The organism is Rhodanobacter sp. FW106-PBR-R2A-1-15 (assembly GCF_058789735.1).
In genome coordinates, this window is record NZ_JBYTEM010000033.1 from 28,007 (window position 1) to 48,929 (window position 20,923).

The 20,923-nt window shown below is 65.1% G+C and carries 18 protein-coding genes and 3 pseudogenes; 11 read left to right on the forward strand and 10 right to left on the reverse strand.

Annotated features, from left to right (window positions below):
- Positions 1-7 precede the first annotated feature (7 nt).
- Positions 8-1,339 (reverse strand): aminotransferase class III-fold pyridoxal phosphate-dependent enzyme, encoded by a 1,332-nt coding sequence (locus AC3WTD_RS15280; protein WP_492614294.1) that lies wholly within the window; start codon positions 1,337-1,339, stop codon positions 8-10.
- Positions 1,332-2,354, reverse strand: a complete 1,023-nt coding sequence (locus tag AC3WTD_RS15285) for a phosphotransferase (RefSeq protein ID WP_081666645.1) — start codon at positions 2,352-2,354, stop codon at positions 1,332-1,334. Before AC3WTD_RS15285 ends, AC3WTD_RS15280 begins: the two co-directional genes overlap by 8 nt.
- A gap of 83 nt (positions 2,355-2,437) precedes the next feature.
- Here AC3WTD_RS15285 and AC3WTD_RS15290 point away from each other — a divergent pair, with 83 nt between their 5' ends.
- The 10 genes from AC3WTD_RS15290 (at position 2,438) to AC3WTD_RS15335 (ending at position 13,430) form a co-directional block, all read left to right on the forward strand.
- Positions 2,438-4,546, forward strand: coding sequence for a beta-galactosidase (locus AC3WTD_RS15290; RefSeq protein ID WP_027493303.1), 2,109 nt, complete (start codon positions 2,438-2,440; stop codon positions 4,544-4,546).
- Positions 4,547-4,583: 37 nt separating this feature from the next.
- The gene (locus AC3WTD_RS15295; RefSeq protein ID WP_492614295.1) at positions 4,584-5,528 is read left to right on the forward strand and encodes a 2-dehydro-3-deoxygalactonokinase; all 945 of its coding nucleotides are present in this window, start codon (positions 4,584-4,586) and stop codon (positions 5,526-5,528) included.
- Positions 5,522-6,166 carry a 2-dehydro-3-deoxy-6-phosphogalactonate aldolase gene (locus AC3WTD_RS15300; protein WP_027493301.1) on the forward strand — a complete coding sequence of 215 codons (645 nt, stop codon included), beginning with the start codon at positions 5,522-5,524 and terminating at the stop codon, positions 6,164-6,166. Before AC3WTD_RS15295 ends, AC3WTD_RS15300 begins: the two co-directional genes overlap by 7 nt.
- Entirely contained in the window at positions 6,163-7,311 is a 1,149-nt protein-coding gene (gene dgoD / locus AC3WTD_RS15305; RefSeq protein ID WP_492614296.1) for a galactonate dehydratase, read from the forward strand. Before AC3WTD_RS15300 ends, dgoD begins: the two co-directional genes overlap by 4 nt.
- Positions 7,312-7,351: 40 nt before the next feature.
- Positions 7,352-8,116 carry an SDR family NAD(P)-dependent oxidoreductase gene (locus tag AC3WTD_RS15310; RefSeq protein ID WP_369491047.1) on the forward strand — a complete coding sequence of 255 codons (765 nt, stop codon included), beginning with the start codon at positions 7,352-7,354 and terminating at the stop codon, positions 8,114-8,116.
- The gene (locus tag AC3WTD_RS15315) at positions 8,113-9,096 is read left to right on the forward strand and encodes an SMP-30/gluconolactonase/LRE family protein (RefSeq protein WP_492614297.1); all 984 of its coding nucleotides are present in this window, start codon (positions 8,113-8,115) and stop codon (positions 9,094-9,096) included. Before AC3WTD_RS15310 ends, AC3WTD_RS15315 begins: the two co-directional genes overlap by 4 nt.
- Complete coding sequence (locus tag AC3WTD_RS15320) at positions 9,093-10,559, forward strand: sugar porter family MFS transporter (RefSeq protein WP_492614298.1); 1,467 nt, start codon at positions 9,093-9,095, stop codon at positions 10,557-10,559. The genes AC3WTD_RS15315 and AC3WTD_RS15320 overlap by 4 nt, the downstream gene beginning before the upstream one ends.
- Before the next feature lie 169 nt (positions 10,560-10,728).
- A complete protein-coding gene (locus AC3WTD_RS15325) occupies positions 10,729-12,234 on the forward strand; it encodes an APC family permease (protein WP_027493298.1) in 1,506 nt (501 codons plus the stop codon).
- A gap of 16 nt (positions 12,235-12,250) precedes the next feature.
- Positions 12,251-12,718, forward strand: coding sequence for a transposase (locus AC3WTD_RS15330; RefSeq protein ID WP_081666641.1), 468 nt, complete (start codon positions 12,251-12,253; stop codon positions 12,716-12,718).
- 454 nt (positions 12,719-13,172) lie between these two features.
- Entirely contained in the window at positions 13,173-13,430 is a 258-nt protein-coding gene (locus AC3WTD_RS15335; RefSeq protein WP_185754670.1) for a hypothetical protein, read from the forward strand.
- A gap of 87 nt (positions 13,431-13,517) precedes the next feature.
- Here the strand turns inward: AC3WTD_RS15335 and AC3WTD_RS15340 are convergent.
- From AC3WTD_RS15340 to AC3WTD_RS15350, 3 genes and pseudogenes are all read right to left on the reverse strand, one after another.
- Positions 13,518-13,625, reverse strand: a pseudogene (locus AC3WTD_RS15340) (integrase core domain-containing protein); the annotation flags it as partial.
- A gap of 122 nt (positions 13,626-13,747) precedes the next feature.
- Entirely contained in the window at positions 13,748-14,266 is a 519-nt protein-coding gene (gene ssb / locus AC3WTD_RS15345; protein WP_008434513.1) for a single-stranded DNA-binding protein, read from the reverse strand.
- A gap of 149 nt (positions 14,267-14,415) precedes the next feature.
- Complete coding sequence (locus tag AC3WTD_RS15350; protein ID WP_492614299.1) at positions 14,416-15,396, reverse strand: DedA family protein/thiosulfate sulfurtransferase GlpE; 981 nt, start codon at positions 15,394-15,396, stop codon at positions 14,416-14,418.
- A gap of 141 nt (positions 15,397-15,537) precedes the next feature.
- Between AC3WTD_RS15350 and AC3WTD_RS15355 the strand changes: the two are divergent.
- Positions 15,538-16,865, forward strand: a pseudogene (locus AC3WTD_RS15355) (IS1182 family transposase).
- 261 nt (positions 16,866-17,126) lie between these two features.
- Here the strand turns inward: AC3WTD_RS15355 and AC3WTD_RS15360 are convergent.
- The 5 genes and pseudogenes from AC3WTD_RS15360 to AC3WTD_RS15380 all read right to left on the reverse strand — a co-directional run bounded on the left by AC3WTD_RS15360 (position 17,127) and on the right by AC3WTD_RS15380 (position 20,629).
- Positions 17,127-18,032 (reverse strand): annotated as a pseudogene (locus tag AC3WTD_RS15360) (ISL3 family transposase).
- Positions 17,951-18,367 (reverse strand): transposase family protein, encoded by a 417-nt coding sequence (locus tag AC3WTD_RS15365; protein WP_492614300.1) that lies wholly within the window; start codon positions 18,365-18,367, stop codon positions 17,951-17,953. The pseudogene AC3WTD_RS15360 and the gene AC3WTD_RS15365 overlap by 82 nt, the downstream one beginning before the upstream one ends.
- Before the next feature lie 213 nt (positions 18,368-18,580).
- Positions 18,581-19,027, reverse strand: a complete 447-nt coding sequence (locus AC3WTD_RS15370; RefSeq protein WP_037090060.1) for a CopD family protein — start codon at positions 19,025-19,027, stop codon at positions 18,581-18,583.
- A 29-nt stretch (positions 19,028-19,056) separates the two neighbouring features.
- Entirely contained in the window at positions 19,057-20,001 is a 945-nt protein-coding gene (locus tag AC3WTD_RS15375; RefSeq protein WP_492614301.1) for an IS1595 family transposase, read from the reverse strand.
- Positions 20,002-20,296: 295 nt separating this feature from the next.
- Positions 20,297-20,629: a c-type cytochrome gene (locus AC3WTD_RS15380; RefSeq protein WP_185754669.1), complete on the reverse strand. Its 333-nt coding sequence runs from the start codon at positions 20,627-20,629 to the stop codon at positions 20,297-20,299.
- Positions 20,630-20,923: the final 294 nt, after the last annotated feature.

A 20,923-nucleotide genomic window follows, 5' to 3' on the forward strand; every position in this document is an offset into this window, starting at 1 on the left:
GGGCCGGCTACAGCCCGCGCAGCACCTCTTCGAGCTTGCCGAGAAACTCCTCCGCGTTGGACCGGCTGAATACGACGGGCGGCTTGATCTTCAGCACGTTGTCGTCGGGGCCGTCGGTGGAAAGCAGGACGCGGCGTGCCTTCATGGCCTCCACCGCCGCCCTGGCTCGCCCTGCATCCGGCACCCGCGCCGCGCGGTCGCTCACGAATTCAGCGCCGATGAACAGGCCGCACCCGCGCACGTCGCCGATCATCTCGAAGCGCGTTTGCAGCTCGCGCAGGCCGTCCATGACGAACCGGCCGACACGTCGTGCATTCTCCTGCAGTCCTTCCTCCTCGATAACGTCCAGCACCGCCAGCGCAATGGCGCAGGACACCGGATTGCCGCCGAACGTATTGAAGTACTCCATGCCGGTGACGAAGCTGGCCGCGATCTCCACCGTGGTAACGACGGCTCCCATGGGGTGACCATTGCCGATCGGCTTGCCCAACGTGACGATGTCCGGCACGACGCGCTGGCGTTCGAACGCCCAGAAGTGCTCCCCCGCGCGGCCGAAACCTACCTGCACTTCGTCAGCGAGGCAGACGCCACCCGCCGCATGCACGGCGGCATACACCGCGGGCAGGTAGCCGTCCGGCAGCAGGATCTGGCCGCCGCAGCCGAGCAGCGACTCGGCAAAGAACACGCCGGTGTCCACGCCACGCTCGCGCAATTCGGCCATGGCCGGCAACACCAGTTGCCCATACTGGCGCCCGGCATCCGGCGTGTCGCGCAGCTGGCCACGGTAGACATCCGGCATGGGCACCACGCCCACATGCGCGCTCTGTCCCATTCCGCCTTTGCCATTGAACTTGTACGGGCTGAGCTCGACCATCGACGGCGAATGGCCATGGTAGGCATGGTCGACCACTACCACACCCCTGGCGTGCGTATGCGCACGCGCCAGGCGAAGCGCGAGGTCGTTGGCCTCCGTGCCCGAATTGGTGAGGAATACCACCGACAGCGGCGCCGGCAGCGTGGCGGTCAGGCGCAACGCGTATTCGACGATGTTGTCGTGCAGATAGCGGGTGTTGGTGTTGAGCTGCGCCATCTGCGCCTGCCCTGCCGCCACCACGCGCGGGTGACAGTGGCCGACATGACACACGTTGTTGACCATGTCGAGGTAGCCCTGGCCGTGCTGGTCATACAACCAGGCGCCTTGGCCGCGCACGATCTTGAGCGGCTCCCGGTAGGCCACGCTCAGGGTCGGGTTCAGGTGTTGCCGGCGCAGGCGCAGGATTTCGTCGTTGCTGCGCGCCGGCACCTGGCCGGAAGCAGGAGTAGCCGCGCGATCAGTCATGGCTGGATTCCAGGTAAGGCCGCACGATGGCGTCGGACTCGACGCCGACGAGCTGGCGAAGCAGGCCCCGTACTCCCTGCTGGGAGACGAGGACAAAGGGATTGTCGGGCTGTTCGCGATGCGTCCGCGTCGCCATCAGGATGCTGTGGCACAGTCGCGCCAGGATGAACGCGTGAAGCTGCTCCAGCTCGCAGCGATGCAGCGGGTATTCGGCGAGATAGCCACCGACGATTCGGCGCGCGCATGCCACAGGGTCGGATTCATGCTGCATCGCGTAAGTGCACGCAATCGCCAGGTCGGCGAGGCGGAAACTGATGCACATGTCACCGAAGTCGATCACCGCACTGACGTGCTTTCCGCCGTGGCCATCGTCGGCGACGATGACGTTCAAATCGTTGGCGTCGTTGTGCAGCACCGTGATCGGCAGCGTGGTGCGCCATGCCGGCAAGGCCTCGCAGAAGGCACCGGCGTGCCGGCGCACGATATCGCGAAAAGCTGCATCCTCGACATGGCGCACTTCGCTCATCAGGCCCGGCAGGCTCATGATATTCCAGTCGTGCCGGCGCCCGGCGGCCGGATGGCAGAAATCCTTCAAGCCCCGGGTCAGACGGCCGACGGCGCGACCGAGACTTGCATGCAACGCTTCGCACTGCGCCGGCCGCAGGCTGTTGATGGCCTCCGCGTAGGTCGTGCCGGGCACGTAGCTCAGCATGCGCACCAGACACGCCTGTCCCTTGATCGGCAGGCTCAGCAGGTGCTCGCCGTTCACCGCAAGCTGGACCCGCGGGCAACCCAGCGCAGGCTCGCGCGCGGCCAGTTCCATCATGGCCAGGTTCTCCAGCTCGATATCCGCAGGCGACCAGGAGGAGTGCGCCACCTTGAGGACGTACTCGCCGTCCCCGGCATGGATGCGGAAGTTCTGGTCGGCATACGATGGCAACGCGCTGATGGCGCCGTGGACACCCCAGTGACGTCCGGCCAGTTGCAAAGCCGCTTCAGATGTCAGTATGTCCATGGCCCGGATTGACTCAGCAAGGATTGCGGTGAATCTAATAGTAGTATAATTTGACAATTGAACCTGACTACAGGCTTGCCTCCATGCTTCGGCCTTTGTTCGCAGCAGCCCTGACCACCGTCGTGATGATCTCCGGTGCCGCTGCCGGCAGCCGGTCGCAGGCGCGGGGCGCAGCCCTGCTGCACCAGCGCGAGCCGATGAGTTTCGGTGCGTTCTATTACCCGGAGCAATGGCCGCGCGAGCAGTGGCGGCGCGACCTGGACGGCATCGCCAGGCTCGGTTTCGATTTCACCCACATGGGGGAATTCGGCTGGACCTACCTCGAGCCGGAGGAAGGCCGCTTCGATTTCCAGTGGCTCGACGACGCCATCGACCTGGCCAACAAGGCGGGGCTGCGCGTCATCCTGGGCACGCCCTCGGCCGCCCCGCCTGCCTGGATGGGCGAACGCTACCCGGAGGTCTACCGCGTCGACGAACACGGCCAGCGCCACGAGCACGGCATTCGCGCGGAGGTGTCGTTGTCGAATCCGCGCTACCAGGCCTTCGTCGCCCGGCTGGTGACCGCGATGGCGCAGCACTACGGCCATGACCGCCGCGTCTGGGGCTGGCAGGTCGACAACGAGCCCAGCAGCTTCGCCGACTACAGCGACAGCGCGCGCGACGCCTTCCGGCGCTGGCTGCGCGAAAAGTACGGCAGCATCGAGGCGATGAACGCCGCGTGGGGCGGCTCGTTCTGGAGCAGCCGCTACACCAGCTTCGAGCAGGTGCTGCTGCCCAACGCGACGCTGGCTGCCGAGGACAAGCTGAGCCCGCACGCGCTGCTGGACCTCGCCCGCTTCCAGGCGGACACCACCGCGCGCTTCCTCGATGCGCAGGCCGCGATCATCCGGCAGCATGCCCCCGGGCAATGGGTGACCACCAACTACACCAACGTCACCACCGCCACCGATCCGCGCCGCAGCCATGGCCTGGACTTTCCCACCTTCACGCTGTACCCGGTGGCCGGCGCCAACAGCCTCGGCGGCGACAGCTACGCGATCGGCAAGCCGGCCAACCTGATGGAGGCCGCCGCGTATTTCCGCCCCATCAGCGGCACGTTCGGCGTGATGGAGCTGCAGCCGGGCCAGGTGAACTGGGGCGGGATCAACCCGCAGCCGATGCCCGGCGCTGTCAGCATGTGGATGTGGCATGCGTTCGCCTCCGGCGCTTCGCTGCTCGGCACCTACCGCTACCGCCATCCGTTGCGCGGCAGCGAGATGTACCACGAGGGCATCGTCGGCACCGATGGCGTGACGCTTTCGCGCACGGGTCGCGAATTCGCCGACACCGTGCACGCGATCAAGGCGCTGGAGCCGAAGCTCGACGACCACGCCCTGCTGCCGGCCCGCATGGCAGCGCGCAGCACCGGCTACCTGTGGAGCCACGACGTGTTCTGGGACCTGGAGATCCAGCCGCAAACCAGCCTGTGGAACAGCTGGTCGTACCGTAACGGCTACACGCTGGCGGTGAAGAGCACCGGCGCGCCGATGGACTTCATCGCCGCGGACGACGATTTCGGGCGCTACCCGTTCCTCATCGCACCGGCGTACCAGATGGTGGGCGACGCGCTGGCGGCGAAATGGCGCCACTACGTGGAACAGGGCGGGCACCTGATCCTGACCAGCCGCAGCGGACAGAAGAACGCGTCGGGCCATTTCCATGAGGGCCCCTGGGCGGCACCGATCCTCGACCTCATCGGTGACGACGTGGAGGGCTTCGACATGCTGCCGCAGAGCGCCGATGGCAAGGTTTCCGCCGAAGGCAAGACGCACGACTGGCACCGCTGGGCCGACATCCTTTCGCCGCGTCCCGGCACCGAAGTGCTCGCCACCTATGCCGACCACTACTACGCGGGCAAGGCGGCCGCGACGACGCGCCGGTTGGGCAAGGGCACGGTCACCATGATCGGCGTCTCCACCGACGACGGCACGCTGGAGCGCGAGATCGTGCGCAGCGTGTACCAGCATGCCGGCGTGGCGATCGAGGACCTGCCCACCGGGGTGTTCCTGGACTGGCGCGGCGGTTACGGCTTCCTGGTCAATTACAACCCCAAGCCGTTCCAACTGCGGCTCCCCGCCGGCGCGCGGATCGTGCATGGCCGGATGCCGCTGGCACCGGCGCAGGTGCTGGTGTGGAAGGAGCCGTCGCCATGACGCGCAGCGTGCCCGGCCAGTGGCGGGATGCCTGCCCATGAGCGGCCTGATCGGACTGGACTGGGGCACTACCCGGCTGCGCGCCTACCGGATCGACGACGCCGGGCGGGTTCTCGCCGTGCGCACGCAGCCATGGGGCATCCGCAATCTTCCCGACGGGGGCTTCGGCGCCGCCCTGGCCGGCATCACCGCAGGATGGCCCATGCTGCCACGCGTCGCGTGCGGCATGGTCGGCAGCCGCCACGGCTGGCTTGAGGCGCCCTACATCGACCTTCCGGCAAGCGTCGACGGACTCGGCGCCGCGGCCGGGCGCCTTCGTGGCCCCGATGGCCTGGACATCCATATCGTGCCCGGACTGCGCAACGCGCGCGGCCCCGACCTGATGCGTGGCGAGGAAACGCAAATCCTCGGAGCCATCGCGCTGCAGCCGATGCTGGCTACCCGCTCCCACTGGATCCTGCCGGGCACGCACAGCAAGTGGGCCACCGTGGACGGTGGCGCGGTAACCGACTTCCGCACCCACATGACCGGCGAACTGTTTTCGCTGCTGTGGAACCATTCGATCCTCGGCACCGGCGCAAGCGACGCCCCGGCGACGCCACACGCGTTCGAACGCGGCGTGACGGCAGCGCGCGACAGCGGCGCGCAGGGCATGCTGGGCCGCCTGTTCTCCGCGCGATCGCTGATGCTCGATGGCGAGCTGGCGCCAGGCGCCGTAGCCGAATACCTGTCCGGCCTGCTGATCGGCGAGGAATTCCGCTCGGCCCTCGCCGGACACCGCTTCCGCGCCGACGAGCGATTCCAGCTGATCGGTGATGCGGCACTGTGCGACCGCTACCGGCGGACGGCGACCCACTTCGGCATCACGCTGCAGGAGCCGATCATCGACGCCGCCGCATACGGACTCTGGCAAGTCGCCGGCCAGATCGGCCTCATCCATCGTCATGGGCGGCTGGCGCCCGGGGAATTCGCATCGTGCTGAACACATGGCTTGAACGGCTGCCCCTGGTCGCGATCCTTCGCGGCATCCGTCCCGACGAGGCCGTTGCCGTCTGCCAGACACTCGCCCAGGCCGGCTTCCGCATCATGGAAGTGCCGCTGAACTCGCCGCAGCCGTTCGACAGCATCCGCAACATCGCCCAGGCGCTGGGCAAGGACTGCCTCATCGGCGCGGGCACCGTCATGACCGCGGCACAGGTCGACGAGCTCGCCGCGGCGGGCGGCCGGCTGGTGGTAATGCCGCATGCGGACACCGCCGTCATTCGCGCCGCCAGGCAGGCAGGCATGCTCTGCATGCCCGGCGTCGCCACGCCCACCGAAGCGTTCAGCGCGCTGGACGCCGGCGCCGACGGGTTGAAGCTCTTCCCCGCCGACCAGGTAACGCCGCAGGGGCTCAAGGCTTGGCGCGCGGTGCTGCCCCGCGATGTGCCGGTGCTGCCCGTCGGCGGCATCACTGCCGACAACATGGCGCCATGGGTTGCCGCTGGCGCCCGGGGGTTCGGCCTTGGCTCGTCGCTCTTTGCGCCGGGCATCGAACTCGGCGAACTCAGCCGCCGCACGCTTTCCTTCGCACAGGCCTGGGCCGCCATCACGACAAGCTCAAAGGAACATCACGCATGAAGATCACCCGACTCACCACGTTCCTGGTGCCGCCGCGCTGGCTGTTCCTGCGCATCGACACCGATGCCGGCATCTGCGGCTGGGGCGAGCCGGTGGTGGAAGGCCGCGCACACACCGTGGCCACCGCGGTCGACGAACTTTCCGATTACCTGGTCGGCAAGGATCCACGCCATATCGAGGATCTGTGGAACGTGATGTACCGCGGCAGCTTCTATCGCGGCGGCCCCGTCCTGATGAGTGCCATCGCCGGCGTCGACCAGGCGCTGTGGGACATCAAGGGCAAGCATCTCGGCGTGCCGGTGCACGAGTTGCTAGGCGGTCCGGTGCGCGAGCGTATCCGCGTGTATTCGTGGATTGGCGGCGACCGCCCGGCGGACACGGCCAGGGCAGCCAGGGCCGCGGTCGACCGCGGCTTCACCGCGGTCAAGATGAATGGCACCGAAGAGATGCACTTCATCGACAGTCACGCCAAGGTCGAGCGCGTGCTGGCGAACGTGCAGGCCGTGCGCGAAGCTGTCGGCCCGCACATCGGCCTGGCTGTCGATTTCCACGGTCGCGTGCACAAGCCGATGGCCAAGGTACTGGTGCGCGAACTGGCGCCGTACAAGCTGATGTTTATCGAGGAACCCGTACTTTCCGAGCACCTGGATGCGATTCCGGAGCTCGCCAACATCACCTCGGCACCGATCGCGCTGGGCGAACGGCTGTATACGCGCTATGACTTCAAGCGCGTGCTGCAGATGGGTGGCGTCGACGTCATCCAGCCCGACCCCTCGCATGCTGGCGGCATCACCGAAACACGCAAGATCGCGGCCATGGCCGAGGCCTACGACGTGGCGCTGGCATTGCACTGCCCGCTCGGCCCAATCGCGTTGGCGGCAAATCTCCAGCTCGACGCGGTGTGCCACAACGCCTTCATCCAGGAGCAGGGCCTGGGCATCCATTACAACGCTGCCAACGATCTGCTCGACTACGTGGCCGACCGCAATGTATTTGCCTATGAGGACGGCTACGTCGCGATTCCCGGCGGCCCGGGCCTCGGCATCGAGATCAACGAAGCCTACGTCATCGAGCGCGCCAAGGTCGGCCACCGCTGGCGCAATCCGCTGTGGCGCCACGACGACGGCAGCGTCGCCGAATGGTGAGCACGACAACGGTACCATCCACCGATCGCGGAGCCTGCTGATGCCTTCGTTCGCCACCTATCCCAGCCTGGTCGAGCGCAGCGTACTGATCACCGGCGGCGCCAGCGGCATCGGCGCGGCCTTTGTCGAAGGTTTCGCTCGCCAGGGTGCGCGGGTAGCCTTTCTCGACATGGACGATGCCGGTGCCGCGTCGCTATGCGCATCGCTGGCCGACGTGCCGCATGCACCGCACTATCTGCACTGCGATCTCACCGACCTGGGCGCGCTGCAGGCGGCGGTCGCCGCCGCCCGCGCGCGGATCGGACCCATCGCCGTCCTGGTCAACAACGCAGCCAACGACACACGCCATGCACTGGCCGACATCGACCCGGCCGATTTCGAGCACAACGTGGCGGTGAACCTGCGCCACCAGATCTTCGCCACGCGGGCGGTGATCCCCGACATGCGCCAGCTCGGCGGCGGCTCGATTATCTGCCTGGGCTCTACCGGCTGGATGAAAAAGAACGCGGGCTACCCGCTCTACGCAATGGCCAAGGCGGCCGTGCACGGTTTCGTCAACGGCATGGCGCGCGAACTCGGCCAGCAGCGCATCCGCATCAACAGCCTGGTGCCGGGCTGGGTAATCACCGCCAAGCAGGCGCGCTTGTGGCTGGATGATGCCGGCCGTGAGGAAATTGCGCGCACCCAGTGCATGCCAGGCTTTCTGATGGCGGACGACCTGGCACGCGCTGCCCTGTTCCTCGCCGCCGACGACAGCCGTATGTGTACCGGGCAGGATTTCATCGTGGACGGCGGCTGGGTATGACCGCCCCGACCGTACCGGCAGCGGTGGATGTCGCGCTGGATGCCGGCAATGCTTTGGGCGAAGGCATCGTCTGGTGCGAGCGCGCCCAGGCGCTTTACTGGACCGACATCCAGCGCGCCATGCTGTACCGTCTGCACCCTGCCAGTGACACGCTGGAATACTGGCCGATGCCCGAACGCCTGGCCTCGTTCGCACTGTGCGAAACCGACGGCTGGCTGCTGCTGGCGCTGGCCTCGCAGCTGGCGTTTTTCCGTCTCGCCGACAACCAACTGCAGACGCTGCACCAGGTCGAACCCGGGCTACCCACGCGCTGCAATGATGGCGCCTGCGATCGCCAGGGTCGCTTCGTGTTCGGCACAATGCACGAACCCGCTGAAGGCAGCAGGCAGGCGCTCGGCAGTTTCTGGCGGCTCGACGTCGACCTCAGCCTGGAACGGCTCGCACTGCCGAATGTCGCCATCAGCAACAGCATCGCCTTCAGTCCCGAGGGCACGACGATGTACTACTGCGATTCGTTGTCGCGCAACATCCAGTGCTGCGCGTATGGCGACACGCTTGGCACGCCGCATCTGTTCGCGGATCTAGGGGACGTTGCAGGCGAGCCGGACGGCTCGTGCGTCGATGCCGATGGTTCACTCTGGAACGCGCAATGGGGCATGAGCCGCGTGGTGCGCTACCGGCCCGACGGCCACGAAGACCGTATCGTGCCTGTGCCTACGCGCCAACCGACCCGGCCCGCCTTCGGCGGCGCCGCGCTCGACACGCTCTACGTCACCAGCGCCCACGACGGCCTCGACTCCGCCACGCTGGCACGCGACCCGCTGGCCGGTGCGCTGTTTGCCGCGCGTGTCGGCGCGCACGGCCTGCCCGAGCCACGCTTCGCCGGGGTGCCATCCGTTGCCATGCACCGGGATCCGCCGAACCAGCAGCAAGCCAGGTCGCACAGACGCCACCGCATCCATCCGGGGAGAAACCCATGAACGCCATCATCGCACCACCGGCCGCCGCCCATCCCAGGGCCACCGCCGTATTCACCTGCATCCTGGGCGCCCTGGCCGGCTTGATGTTCGGCCTCGACATTGGCGTCATCTCCGGCGCCACCCAGTTCATCCAGAAGGACTTCGGCATTTCCGACAGCACCCTGGAGCACATCGTCAGCTGGATGATGCTGGGCGCGGCGGTCGGCGCCGTAGCCGCGGGCTGGCTGTCTTCCCACCTGGGCCGCAAGCGCTCGCTGATCGCCGGCTCGCTGCTGTTCGTGCTGGCCTCGGTCGCCTGCGGCGCGTCCGACACGGTGTCCATGCTGCTGATCTCGCGCCTGGCACTGGGTGTGTCCATCGGCGTGCTCACCTTCACCGCGCCGATGTACCTGGCGGAGATCGCTCCGGAGCGCATCCGCGGTGCGATGGTCTCGCTGTACCAGCTGATGATCACCATCGGCATCCTGCTGGCGTTCCTGTCCGACACTGTCTTCAGCTACAGCGGCAACTGGCACTGGATGCTGGGCATCATCGCCATCCCCGGCGCGCTGTTCCTGCTCGGCGTGTTCGCGCTGCCCGACAGCCCGCGCTGGCTGATGATGAAAGGGCGCCGCGACGAGGCGCTGGCGGTGCTGTCCCGGCTGCGCGGCAACCCGGCGCTGGTCGAGCGCGAGGCGGCCGACATCCAGGAGCAGCTGCGCGCGCCCCAGCGCGGCTGGCACATGTTCCTGGAGAACCGCAACTTCCGCCGTTCGGTGGGCCTGGGCGTGCTGCTGCAGATCATGCAGCAGCTCACCGGCATGAACGTGATGATGTACTACGCGCCGCGCGTATTCGAAAACGTCGGCTTCGGCACCAGCACGCAGATGTGGAGTACGGTGATCGTGGGCCTGACCAACGTGCTGGCCACCTTCATCGCCATCGGCCTGGTCGACCGCCTGGGTCGCAAGCCGATCCTCTATGTCGGCTTCCTGATCATGGCCGTCAGCCTGGGCATCGTCGGCACCATGATGCACCTGGGCATCGCCACCCGCAGCGAGCAGATCTTCACCGTCGTCATGCTGCTCTTCTTCATCGTCGGTTTCGCGATGTCCGCCGGTCCGCTGATCTGGATCCTGTGCTCGGAGATACAGCCGCTGAAGGGCCGCGATTTCGGCATCGGCGCCTCGACCTTCGCCAACTGGATCGGCAACTTCATCGTCGGCGCCACCTTCCTCAGCCTGCTCAACGGCATCGGCCACGCCGCCACCTTCTGGCTCTACGCCGCGCTCAACCTGGTGTTCATCGCGCTGACCTTCTGGCTGGTCCCGGAAACCAAGGGCGTCACGCTGGAGCAGATCGAGCGCAACCTGATGGCCGGCCAGCCATTGCGCTTGATCGGCAGCAAACCATGGACGGAACAGACCACCGCATCATCCGGCGTCGGCAAGCTGGAAACCCGCCTGGAAGGCACCGCTCCCTGACTGGAACGAACGCGCGGCGGTGACGTGGATGCGCGGCGGGGAAATGCCCTGCCGACAGGACCTGCCGCAACCCCTGTCGCCAACGGATACGCCGGGCCTGGCCTGTTCGTTCCCTGCCGGCGCCGCGCTCCGCCGTCGAATCCACTGCCCATGCTTCGGGAGGCGCACGATGGCCACAACACAAGCAGCAAAGAACGAACCGGGCCTGCGTCGCGTGCTGGGAACGTGGGATCTGGTGCTGTTCAACATCGCGGCGATCGTCGCGTTGCGCTGGCTGTCGATGGCGGCACAGGTCGGGCCTTCAAGCCTGGTTCTCTGGCTGCTGGGACTCATTGGCTTTTTCATCCCGCTGGCCCTCGCGGTGCTGGAGCTGAGCTCGCGCGTACCCGGACAAGGCGGCCTGTACCTGTGGTCGAAGACGGCATTCGGCGACATGCATGGCTTTATCGCCGGCTGGACTTACTGGGTCTCCAACCTGGTCTATTTCCCGTTCGCGCTGCTGTTCAGCGCCGGCATCTTTCTCCATGTCGGCGGCGACCGCTGGCTGGCGCATGCCGGCGACAGCGGCTACCACCTCGTGTACTGCCTGACGGTGCTGTGGGCCGCGACCGGGCTGGGCATCTTCGGCCTCGAACGCGTCAAGTGGCTGCAGAACATCGGCGGCATCGCGACCTGGTCGGCAGCGGCACTCATCCTCGCCGCGGGCGCCGTGGCCACGTACCGGCTCGGCCAGGCCACGACGATCACCGCAGCGAACGTGATGCCCGACTTCGGCAAGCTCGCGACCTTTTCCACCTTCGCGACGATCGCCCTCGCCTTCCAGGGCCTTGAACTCGGGTTGATACTCGGCGGAGAAATCAGGGATCCCCGCCGGCAGATTCCGCGCGCCACGCTGATTTCCTGCGTGGTGATTGCCGCCATCTATATCGCCGGCACCGCATCCTTGCTGATCGCGCTGCCCGCGTCGACGATCGACATCATCGCCGGCATTCCCCAGGCACTGTCTGCAATCGGAGAACGGATCGGCCTGCCGATGTTCGGGCCGCTGACCGCAGGGCTCGTCACGATCGGCACGATCGGCTCCATCTCCGCGTGGATCACGGGTACGGCGCGCCTGCCCTTCGTGGTCGGCGTCGACCGCTATCTGCCCGCCGCGCTGGGGCGTCTGCACCCCAGGTACGGCACGCCCCATGTGGCCTTGATTACCCAGGGCATCCTGACGTCACTGGTGCTGACGGCTGCGCTGTCCGGCTCTAGCATCCACGAGGCCTACATCATCCTGGTCGACATGACCGCCATCATGTCGCTGTTGCCTCTGCTGTACATCCTGCTGGCATTCCCGCTGTTGCGCCACCGCGCCGCCGGTCGCAACGAAGGCGTCAACTTGTCCCCCGGTGGCACCCTCGGCTGCTGGCTGGTCGGGCTGACCGGTTTCACAGTTACCTTGCTGGCGATCGTCACCTCGATGATTCCACCTGCCGACAACAGCAGCCCCGGCCTGTTCCTGCTCAAGGTGGTGGGCGGCTCGGTGCTGCTGATCGGCGTCGGGCTGATGTTTTACCGCCGCGGCCAACAGCAAGCCGGACAGGTCTCGCCCAACTCCTGGCCCGATATCCCGGGCGAAACAGCTGACCGGCAAAACCCGGCCTGTCCGGAACAGGCCGACGCGGAGTGATGCCGTCGTCGATGGTATGGCCGTTCTCCGCTGCGAAATTCGCACGGCTCCGGGCGTAATTATTGCGCCTCCGAACTTCATTTCGGCGGTCAGCACGCGCGGCGAGTTGCGGTTCGCCTGCTGTCCGGGAACCCTGACGACGGCCAAGTTCATCGACTTCCTCAAGCGGCTCATGGTCCATCGTGACAGCCCTGTCTTCCTCATCGTCGATGGTCATCCGGTGCACCGTTCGCGCGCCGTGAAACAGTTTGTCGCCAGCACGCAAGGACAACTGCGTTTGTTCCAGTTGCCGCCGTACAGCCCGGACCTGAATCCGGACGAGCTGGTGTGGAATCACCTCAAACGGCACAAGCTCGGCCGGTTGGCCTTGAGCGGGCCCGATCATCTCAAGCGTCACGCCATGGCTTTCCTGCGCTCTCTACAGAAAAGTCCCGCCCTGGTACGTGGCTTCTTTCAACATCCTGCCGTCCGCTATGCCGCCTGACACGTTCGGACACTTTCTTTCAGCTTAGTATATCTAGGTTCAATGGTAGATACCTACAAATCCGAAGTCAGGGCTCATAGCAAGGAACTGGATTGTCTGCGGAAAAAACTGGCTGCGCTGAAGTCGTGCGATCAGTGCCGTAAGGCCATTGAGGACCGAATTGTTCGTGAAGAAGATATGAAGGGACGATATGAAAACTGGCTCAGGAAGAATTTCTATGAATAGATCCATATGCGCTCTGATTCTATTCATACTCTCGGTGACCTACGCTTACGGCCAAACCTCCTTAGTTCGGCCCGTGGGAGTCACCGTGGAGAACGGTCGACACTACTTCGACTTGCAGGTATGGAACTGCACAGATCGCGATATCGTGGTTCCTCTTGCAAATCTCCCCTGGGGGCAGAACACGTTAGGACTAGTCCTATACCCTGCCGGCCGGTTAGCTGGGGAGCCTTTGAAGGAGAGCATTCCTGTTGCTGACTTCCCAGACAGCAAGATCAAGATCCAAGCTAAGGGTCATGTTGAGGGTAGAGTCGATCTGGATTCCCGATTTGTCGGCATCGCTCGCTACGCGGGACGCGGTAATCTGCTTATATTTTGGGAGTACGACTTGAGCCTGATCATTGGTGGCAATTCGCAATTTGTTGGAGGCATGGTTCCCTTTGGCGGAGCTAGCCAAACCAAGAACGTGACGGGCATTGCATGTAAATGACTAAGCGTCTTGAGCGACGGCGTCGCTACGCCAGCTAGTGGCGCGACGTCCCCCGCTTTGAGTAGCGGGACAGTTTAGAGTCCGGGTTCACTGTAACTGCTTCGCGTAGGCGGCGGGTGTCAGCCCGCCCAACGCCTTCTTTGGTCGTTCTTCGTTGTACTCGCGGCGCCAACGTTCGATCTCGGTGCGGGCGTGCTGCTTAGGCGAGGATCCAGGGCGGGAATCGCCTCAAGAACGTCCAATCCTAGAAACGAAAAACCCCCGAAAGATCGGGGGTTTATGGACGGAATCAGTACAAGGACGGCCTAAGGTATGTCCTAGAACGGAATATCGTCGTCCGCGAAGCCGTTGTCGGCCGGAGCCGGCGCCGGGGACTGGCTCGGCGCGTTGCCATAGTCGCCGCCGCGCGACTGGCCACCACCGTAGCTGCCGCCGCCCTGGCGCTGGCCACCCTGCGGGCGCTCGCGCTGGTAGCCGCCGCCGGCGCCGCCTTCACCGCCGGGGCCACCGAGCATCTGCATGTCGCTGGCGATGATGTCGGTGGAGTAGCGCTCGATGCCTTGCTTGTCGGTGTACTTGTCGGTGCGCAGCGAACCTTCGATATAGACCTGGCGGCCCTTCTTCAGGTATTCGCCGGCGATCTCGGCCAGCCGGCCGAAGATCTTCACCCGATGCCATTCGGTACGCTCCTGCTTCTCGCCGCTCTGCTTGTCGGTCCACGACTCGGTGGTGGCCAGGTTGAAGCTGCAGATGGCGGTACCGCCGCCGGTGTGGCGCATTTCGGGGTCCGCGCCAAGGTTGCCGACCAGGATGACTTTGTTGACGCCACGTGCCATGGGAGTGTCCTCGTTGAGCCGGCCGCAAGTCTGCGTTGGGTTGCGCCCGGAGTGATGGATCGGGCTGGCTATGATAACCGCGGCGGTCGACGAATCCAGCGGCCACCGACCCGCGCCCTTGCCAGCCGCGGGCGGCCCCGGCGGTCGGCTCAGGCCCGCGCGCCGTCGGGGGGCGAGGTCGCCGCAGCCGTCTCCGGCAGACGCTCCACGCCGTAGCCGGCGGCGTCCCACGCCTCCAGGCCGCCCTGCAGCGGGCGCACCCGCCGGTAACCCTGGGCCATCAGCAGCTTCGCCGCCCGCGCCGCGGAGACCTCATTTGGGCAGTTGCAATAGACCACCAGCTCGCGGTCCAGCGGTATGCCGTGCAGCAGCTGGTCAAGGCCGCCATCGTCGACCAGCAGCGCGCCGGGCACCACCCGCGTATCGAGCTGGCGCGTCTGCGCCGGTCGCACGTCGACCACCACCGGGGCATGTCCGTCGGCGATCTCGCGGTACAGCTCGTCCACCGAGATGCGCGCCATCCGCAGCGTGCGCAGCAGGCGCTGGCGCCGCCACCAGCGCAGCAGCACGTAGAGCGTCAGCAGCCCCGCCATCAGCTCGATCGCCAAGGTGCCGGCGCTGGCGATGGTGGCCAGCAGGCTGTCGACCTGCGCGGCGAACAGGTAGCCGAGCCCGACCGCCAGAGTGGCCCACCACAGCGAGCCCAGCCCGTCGAACAGCGCGAACACCGGCGGCCGCAGGCCCATCGCGCCGACCAGCGAAGACGATACCGTCGACAGCCCCGGCACGAACTTGGCGATCAGCAGCACCCCACCGCGCCAGCGCTGGAAGTGCAGCTCGGAACGCGCCACGCACGAATCCGGCGACAGCGAAATGCGGCACAGCAGGCGCATCACCCCGGCGCCGTAGCGCCGGCCGGCGGTGAACCACGCCAGGTCGCCCAGCACCGCGCCCGCCACCGCCGCGCCGATCGCCCCCGCCGGCGCCACCTGCCCGCCCGCCGCCAGCGCCCCGGCCACCACCAGGGTCGGCACCGCCGGCAGCGGTGCGCCGAGCTGGGTCAGCAGCACATTGAGGAACACCAGCAGCACGCCGTATTCGGCGATCAGCGCAATGATTTCATGGGCCATCGGGCGGTTCTCGGCTCGCGGGCCAGCGGGTCGTGGCAACCCATGATTGGGCCGCCTCGCCGCTATTGCAAACCCCCGCCGCGGCAGCGGCGGCCGCCATCGCACCTAGGGCGGTAGAAACGCCAGCCTGTAAAATACGGCATGGCCACGACCTACCGCCCGTACGCTCCCGAGCAATCCCTGCTGCTGCCGCCGTTGCTGACGGACTGGCTACCGGAGGGGCATTTGGCGTATTTCGTCTCCGACGCGGTGGATGCGCTGGACTTGAGCGTGTTCCACGCTCGCTACGAGGGCGACGGCCGGCGTCGGCCGTCGTTCGATCCGGCGCTGATGGTGAAGGTGCTGGTGTACGCCTATGCCAGCGGTGTGTTCTCCTCGCGCAAGATCGCCAAGCGGCTGGAAGAAGACGTGGCGTTTCGGGTACTGGCGGCGGGCAACTTCCCGGCGCACCGCACGATCCGCGAGTTCCGGCAGGTGCATCTGAAGGCGTTCTCGATGTTGTTCGTGGCGGTGGTGCAACTGGCGCGCGAGGCGGGGTTGGTGAAGCTGGGGCGCGTGGGCATCGACGGCACCAAAGTCAAGGCCAACGCGAGCAAGCGCAAGGCGATGAGCTATGGCCGGATGCGCGAGGAAGAGGCGCGCCTGAAGACGGAGATCGCGGCGCTGCTCAAGCGGGCCGAAGTGGAAGATCGCCAGGAAGACCAGCACTACGGCAAGGACCACCGCGGCGATGCATCGCCCGAAGAACGTAAGCGACGCGACGAGCGCTTGCAAGCCATACAGGCGGCGAAGGCGCGGCTGGAAGCGCGCCAGCGCGAGGCCGATCACGAGGCGGGCCGAAGTGACGACGATCCCACGCGCGGCCCCAAAGGCGGCCGTTGCAAGCGTGCCTTCGGCGTGCCCGAAGACAAAGCGCAAGACAACTTCACCGACGCCGAATCGCGCATCATGAAGACCGCCGACGGCTTCCAGCAGGGCTACAACGCCCAGGCTGCCGTGGACGAAGACAGTCGCCTCATCGTCGCCACCGCGCTCAACGCCAATGGCTCGGACAACCCCCTCAGCTGCTGCCGATGATCGAAGCCGTCCGATGCAACACCGGCGCCGCGCCCGCCATGACCTTGGCCGATGCCGGCTACGCCAGTGAAGCCAACCTCGCCGAACTGGAAGCCCGTGGGATGGCCGCCTGCATCGCACTGGGGCGGGAAAACAAGCCGGCACGCAAGGCCGATCCCGACAAATTTCCGGCCACGTAACGCATGGCCGAGCGCCTGGCCACGGCCGAAGGCAAGGATCACTACCGCCGACGCAAATTCATCAGCGAACCGACCTTCGGCTGGATCAAGCAAGCCCTCGGCTTCCGCCAATTCAGCCTGCGCGGCCTCGCCGCCGTCACTGGCGAGTGGAACCTCGTGTGCCTGGCGCTTAACTTGCGCCGCCTGCACCGCATGGGATGGACGCCTGCATGAAGGAAGGCCGATGGAGCCCCGTTCACCCCATTCGACGCCCGCCTGACGGGCGTAGGTCGCCCCTCAACCGCCAACCACGGCTTCTCGCTTCGCGCCGAATGCTCTTCAGCTGTCACCCGCCGCGGCGCCGTGGGTGCCTGACAACCCGGTATTTGCGGTCCTACCGCCCACGCTCCTAGATTCGCAGCTATGACAATCCGCACGGCCGGGAGTTTCTCAACAGTCTGCTAACGGCTCTCTCTCGATTCGTGTGGTTGACGTTCACGCCGCGACCTGCTGAGTGGCATGCGTCCATGGATTCTTTGGCAGGTGCTTGAGGTTGGCGCAGATCAGATAGCTGATGGCGATCAGGTGGCGGTCGGTGCCGTAGCCGCGAGCACGCGCCTTGGCGGCCTGGATGCGGCCGTTGATGCCTTCGGCAAAGCCGTTGCTGAGCCCGGAGCGGAAGTGTTCGAGGATGCCATCGCGGTGCTTCTTGATCGTGGCCGCGAGTCGCTTGAAGGGGGTCAGTCGGCAACGCCGCGCCTAGCGGATCCAGGCATCCAGCAGGGTTTCGGCCTGCGCAAGATCGCGGCCGCCCGCAAACACTTCCCGCAGTGCCTGCTTGAGCCGCCACGCACGCGCGGTCTGCAGGTTCGTACGCTGCAGCCAGTGCATCTGATCGATTTGCTTGCGCGTCCAGTTCGCCGCGTCCTTGAGCGTGCCCCAGCGGATGTGCTTCAGGTCGCCCACCTGTTTGACCTCGGCACGCCGCACCTGATCCAGCGCCTCGTTGGCCAGCGCCACCACGTGGAACGGGTCGAAGCTGACCGCCGCGTTCGGACAGTGCTCGCGGGCGCCTGCCTGATAGGCCGCCCCCAGATCCAGACTGACGTCGGTGACCGCCTTGGCGTCACCGCCGTGCGCCGCCAGGTCGTCGTCAAAGGCCGCGAACGTTGCCGCGTTGCGCCCCTGCGTGGCGAACAACAGGCGACGGGCGTCGAGGTCGCAGAACAGCGTCAGGAAGCGCTGCCCCTTCCGTGCGCTACGCTCGTCCGCGCTGATGCGGCGCACGCCGCTGTAGTCCTCGCCGGCACGCGCCGCGTTCACGTGGAAGTCCAGCACGCGCCAGACGCGGTCGTCGGATACGCCCAACGCGCCACCGCGCTCACCGGCATCTGCGAGCACAGCGCGATGATGAAGGCCTCCAGGGTTTCGGTAAATCCTGCGCCTGCTCGCGCCCACGGCACGGCTACTTGCGTTGTCTTCCCGCACTCCCGGCAACCGATGCGCGACACGTTGGCCTCGATGATCGCCTTGAACTGAAAGAAGTTCAGATGTTGCCAGCGGCGCGGCAGGCGGTCGTGGATAGGTTGATCGGCGGCGCCGCAGGTCGGGCAAGCCAGCCGCTTGGCCGTGTTCTCGACCGTGAACACAATGCGGCCTTCGGCCTGCTGGAAGTCGACGTGGGTGACGCGCCACGGCGCGGCGAGCCCGAGGGCTTGAGTGAAGAGCGTTTCCATCGCGCCAGCCTGCCTGCTGTAGGGTGCCTACCGCAAGATCGGCTGCGTGTTACCCACAGCAAACGCGAGAGAGCTCTGCTAACCCTATGACCTTGTTGCTCACCATCCCAGGCGTGTGAATACAGGGCCGCGTCGCAACGGCCGTGGACGTCATGCCCAAGGTATCCGCCACCGAGCATTTACGATGTCGACGTGTTTCGTCGTCCCTTTGCCTCAAAAAGGCTTGTCTACCACCAGATAAATCGTTAGCACCACCAAAATCACCGGCAGTTCGTTGAGCCAGCGAAGGGATTTCGACGATGGCAGCGCGCCACCTTCTGTATTCAGCTTCAACAAGTGACCAACCCACATAAAATAAACCAGCAGCACCGCTACTAACCCAAGTTTGGTATCAATCCAGTAAGTCGAAGAGGTCACATCAGGGAGCTGACGCGGCCAGATGCGCCAGCCTTCCCACAGCGCCAGTCCGAACAACAACATCAGGCAGAACATGAAATTGCCAAACGCGTACAGCCGCCGCCCCATTAGCTGAAGTCGGTTTTGCACCGTAAGCTCATCACCTGCCTCAGCAATGTTAACCAAGATCCGAGGCAAGTAAAATACTGAAGCCACCCACGCCATTACAAACAGTAGATGCAGCGTCTTTATTAGCAAATACATAACAAACCTCGACCTGATTACCTTGACCCTCAGCCATGAAAATTGCTGGCCATCCGCAAGACCGGCTCCGCATGAGGCCTGCACGGCATCATGGCCCGGGCCAGACGCGGCAGCATCTCGCGCAGACGAAACCGCCGGTTGAAACGGTAGGCAGCCTCGGCCAGATAGCGCCGCGCGTATTTGCCCTGGCGGATGGCATGGTAGCTGCCACTGATCGCGCGCTTGACGTTACCCAGCAGTACGTTGACCCAGCGTGCCCCGCGCACCTGGCAGGCCGCTCGTCCGCCGGTCGTTTCCAGCACCGTGTGGGCATGGCCGGCGTCGGCCACGCGGCGGAAGCAGTACAGACCGTCCCTGAAGACCTCGGCATCCGGCGCCAGATACCGCGCCTGCCAGTCCTTGATGCTTTCATCGTCGAAGCCACGCACCTGCTCGATGACTGCATGGGCCGGGTGCTCCAGTCCGACATCGGTCTCCACCGCGATCAGGAATGTCTGCTTGTTCGGCGAGCCGCAGCCGGGCTTGCCGCCGTTGAATTTCCCGCCCAGATAGGCGTCGTCGATCTGTACGAACCCAGACAAATGGCGCGGCGCCTCGCGCTCGGCCATGGCCCGCATGATCTTGTGCTTGACGCGCCAGGCGGCCTTGTACATCAGCTCCAGCGCCGCCATGTCGGTCTTGGTCGAGGTCAGCAAGTGGATGGCCAGCATCCAGGTGCGCAGCGGCAGCTTGGTCGCCTGCAAGATCGTGCCGCTGAGGAGGGTCGTCCGGTGCCCACACGCGCGGCACTGGTAATAGATCTGTGCGCCTCGGCGGAACCGGCAGCGCCGACGCTCGTCACAGGCCGGGCAGCGGAAGCCCTGCGGCCAACGCGACCGGTACAGCGCGCGGTAGCACTTCGCTTCGGTGCCGTACTGCTGCATGAACTCCACCATCGACAGACCCGGCTGGAACTGGACAAGATTCATGGCCATCGTGTATTACCTCGGTGTCAACGATGGCGCTATCGTCCGCCGGCGGCGTCGCAGATCGCGCGACGGGCGACTGAGGGTCGAGGCTAATCAGGAATCCAGAAATACCAGACAACGCCATTCCTGATTAGCGTCGAACTTCAGCCGAAAATTTGTATGGGAACCATGCCGCCACCGGCATTCCGTGACACCGCGGACCTCGGTCGGTATTTACGGGCCAAGAGACCGCGTAGTGACGCCATTTCTATTTAGTTCAGTAGCTGAAGTTCGGCGCTAAATCAGGACACCATTTCATCATTTAACGAGACGTACCGGGTATGCTCCGCAAAAACACTAGGATGGCTTTTGCATCATCCGAAGTCAAATTTGCGTCTCCGCCCTTGGGAGGCATTCCCATCGCTGCACCCGCCGTCTGGAAACCATTCATGATGTGATCAATCAGCGCGGGGTCAGCTTGCTTCAACCGACCGCTATTTATCAAGTCCGGCACACCTGGAAATGCGCCTTGTGCGTTGGCGCCATGGCAGGATGCGCAATTTGCTTCATATAAACCCTTTCCATCAGCGGCAGATGCCACCGGAACAACCGCAAGCGCAAGCATGGAAAACATAAATACATAACGGTATTTCATTGTGAAACCTCCTTTCATGGTCAAAATCGACGGCAACCGATAAAACTGATGCCACGCCTGATACAAAACAGCTGTCGTCGCGCCAAACGTTTAATCACAAATAATGCAGTGGATAATTCAAAAAATCGCTTGCATCTAAAATCCATATATAAAGCGCAATGAAGACAAGAATTATCGCACCATGTTATTTGACGATATAAACGTCTTAATTGTATACCGCCTAGCAGGCTGTTGAGAATGCTCCTTTCGGAGCCGTCGTGATAGACCTTCTCTACCGACGCAGGGGCATGTGCG

Bases quoted from the DNA above. Each gene is read 5' to 3' on its own strand.
- AC3WTD_RS15280 (WP_492614294.1), bottom strand. From the start codon at position 1,339: ATGACTGATCGCGCGGCTACTCCTGCTTCCGGCCAGGTGCCGGCGCGC.
- AC3WTD_RS15285 (WP_081666645.1), bottom strand. From the start codon at position 2,354: ATGGACATACTGACATCTGAAGCGGCTTTGCAACTGGCCGGACGTCAC.
- AC3WTD_RS15290 (WP_027493303.1), top strand. From the start codon at position 2,438: ATGCTTCGGCCTTTGTTCGCAGCAGCCCTGACCACCGTCGTGATGATC.
- AC3WTD_RS15295 (WP_492614295.1), top strand. From the start codon at position 4,584: ATGAGCGGCCTGATCGGACTGGACTGGGGCACTACCCGGCTGCGCGCC.
- dgoD (WP_492614296.1), top strand. From the start codon at position 6,163: ATGAAGATCACCCGACTCACCACGTTCCTGGTGCCGCCGCGCTGGCTG.
- AC3WTD_RS15310 (WP_369491047.1), top strand. From the start codon at position 7,352: ATGCCTTCGTTCGCCACCTATCCCAGCCTGGTCGAGCGCAGCGTACTG.
- AC3WTD_RS15315 (WP_492614297.1), top strand. From the start codon at position 8,113: ATGACCGCCCCGACCGTACCGGCAGCGGTGGATGTCGCGCTGGATGCC.
- AC3WTD_RS15320 (WP_492614298.1), top strand. From the start codon at position 9,093: ATGAACGCCATCATCGCACCACCGGCCGCCGCCCATCCCAGGGCCACC.
- AC3WTD_RS15325 (WP_027493298.1), top strand. From the start codon at position 10,729: ATGGCCACAACACAAGCAGCAAAGAACGAACCGGGCCTGCGTCGCGTG.
- AC3WTD_RS15330 (WP_081666641.1), top strand. From the start codon at position 12,251: ATGGCCGTTCTCCGCTGCGAAATTCGCACGGCTCCGGGCGTAATTATT.
- ssb (WP_008434513.1), bottom strand. From the start codon at position 14,266: ATGGCACGTGGCGTCAACAAAGTCATCCTGGTCGGCAACCTTGGCGCG.
- AC3WTD_RS15350 (WP_492614299.1), bottom strand. From the start codon at position 15,396: ATGGCCCATGAAATCATTGCGCTGATCGCCGAATACGGCGTGCTGCTG.
- AC3WTD_RS15365 (WP_492614300.1), bottom strand. From the start codon at position 18,367: ATGGAAACGCTCTTCACTCAAGCCCTCGGGCTCGCCGCGCCGTGGCGC.
- AC3WTD_RS15370 (WP_037090060.1), bottom strand. From the start codon at position 19,027: ATGTATTTGCTAATAAAGACGCTGCATCTACTGTTTGTAATGGCGTGG.
- AC3WTD_RS15375 (WP_492614301.1), bottom strand. From the start codon at position 20,001: ATGGCCATGAATCTTGTCCAGTTCCAGCCGGGTCTGTCGATGGTGGAG.
- AC3WTD_RS15380 (WP_185754669.1), bottom strand. From the start codon at position 20,629: ATGAAATACCGTTATGTATTTATGTTTTCCATGCTTGCGCTTGCGGTT.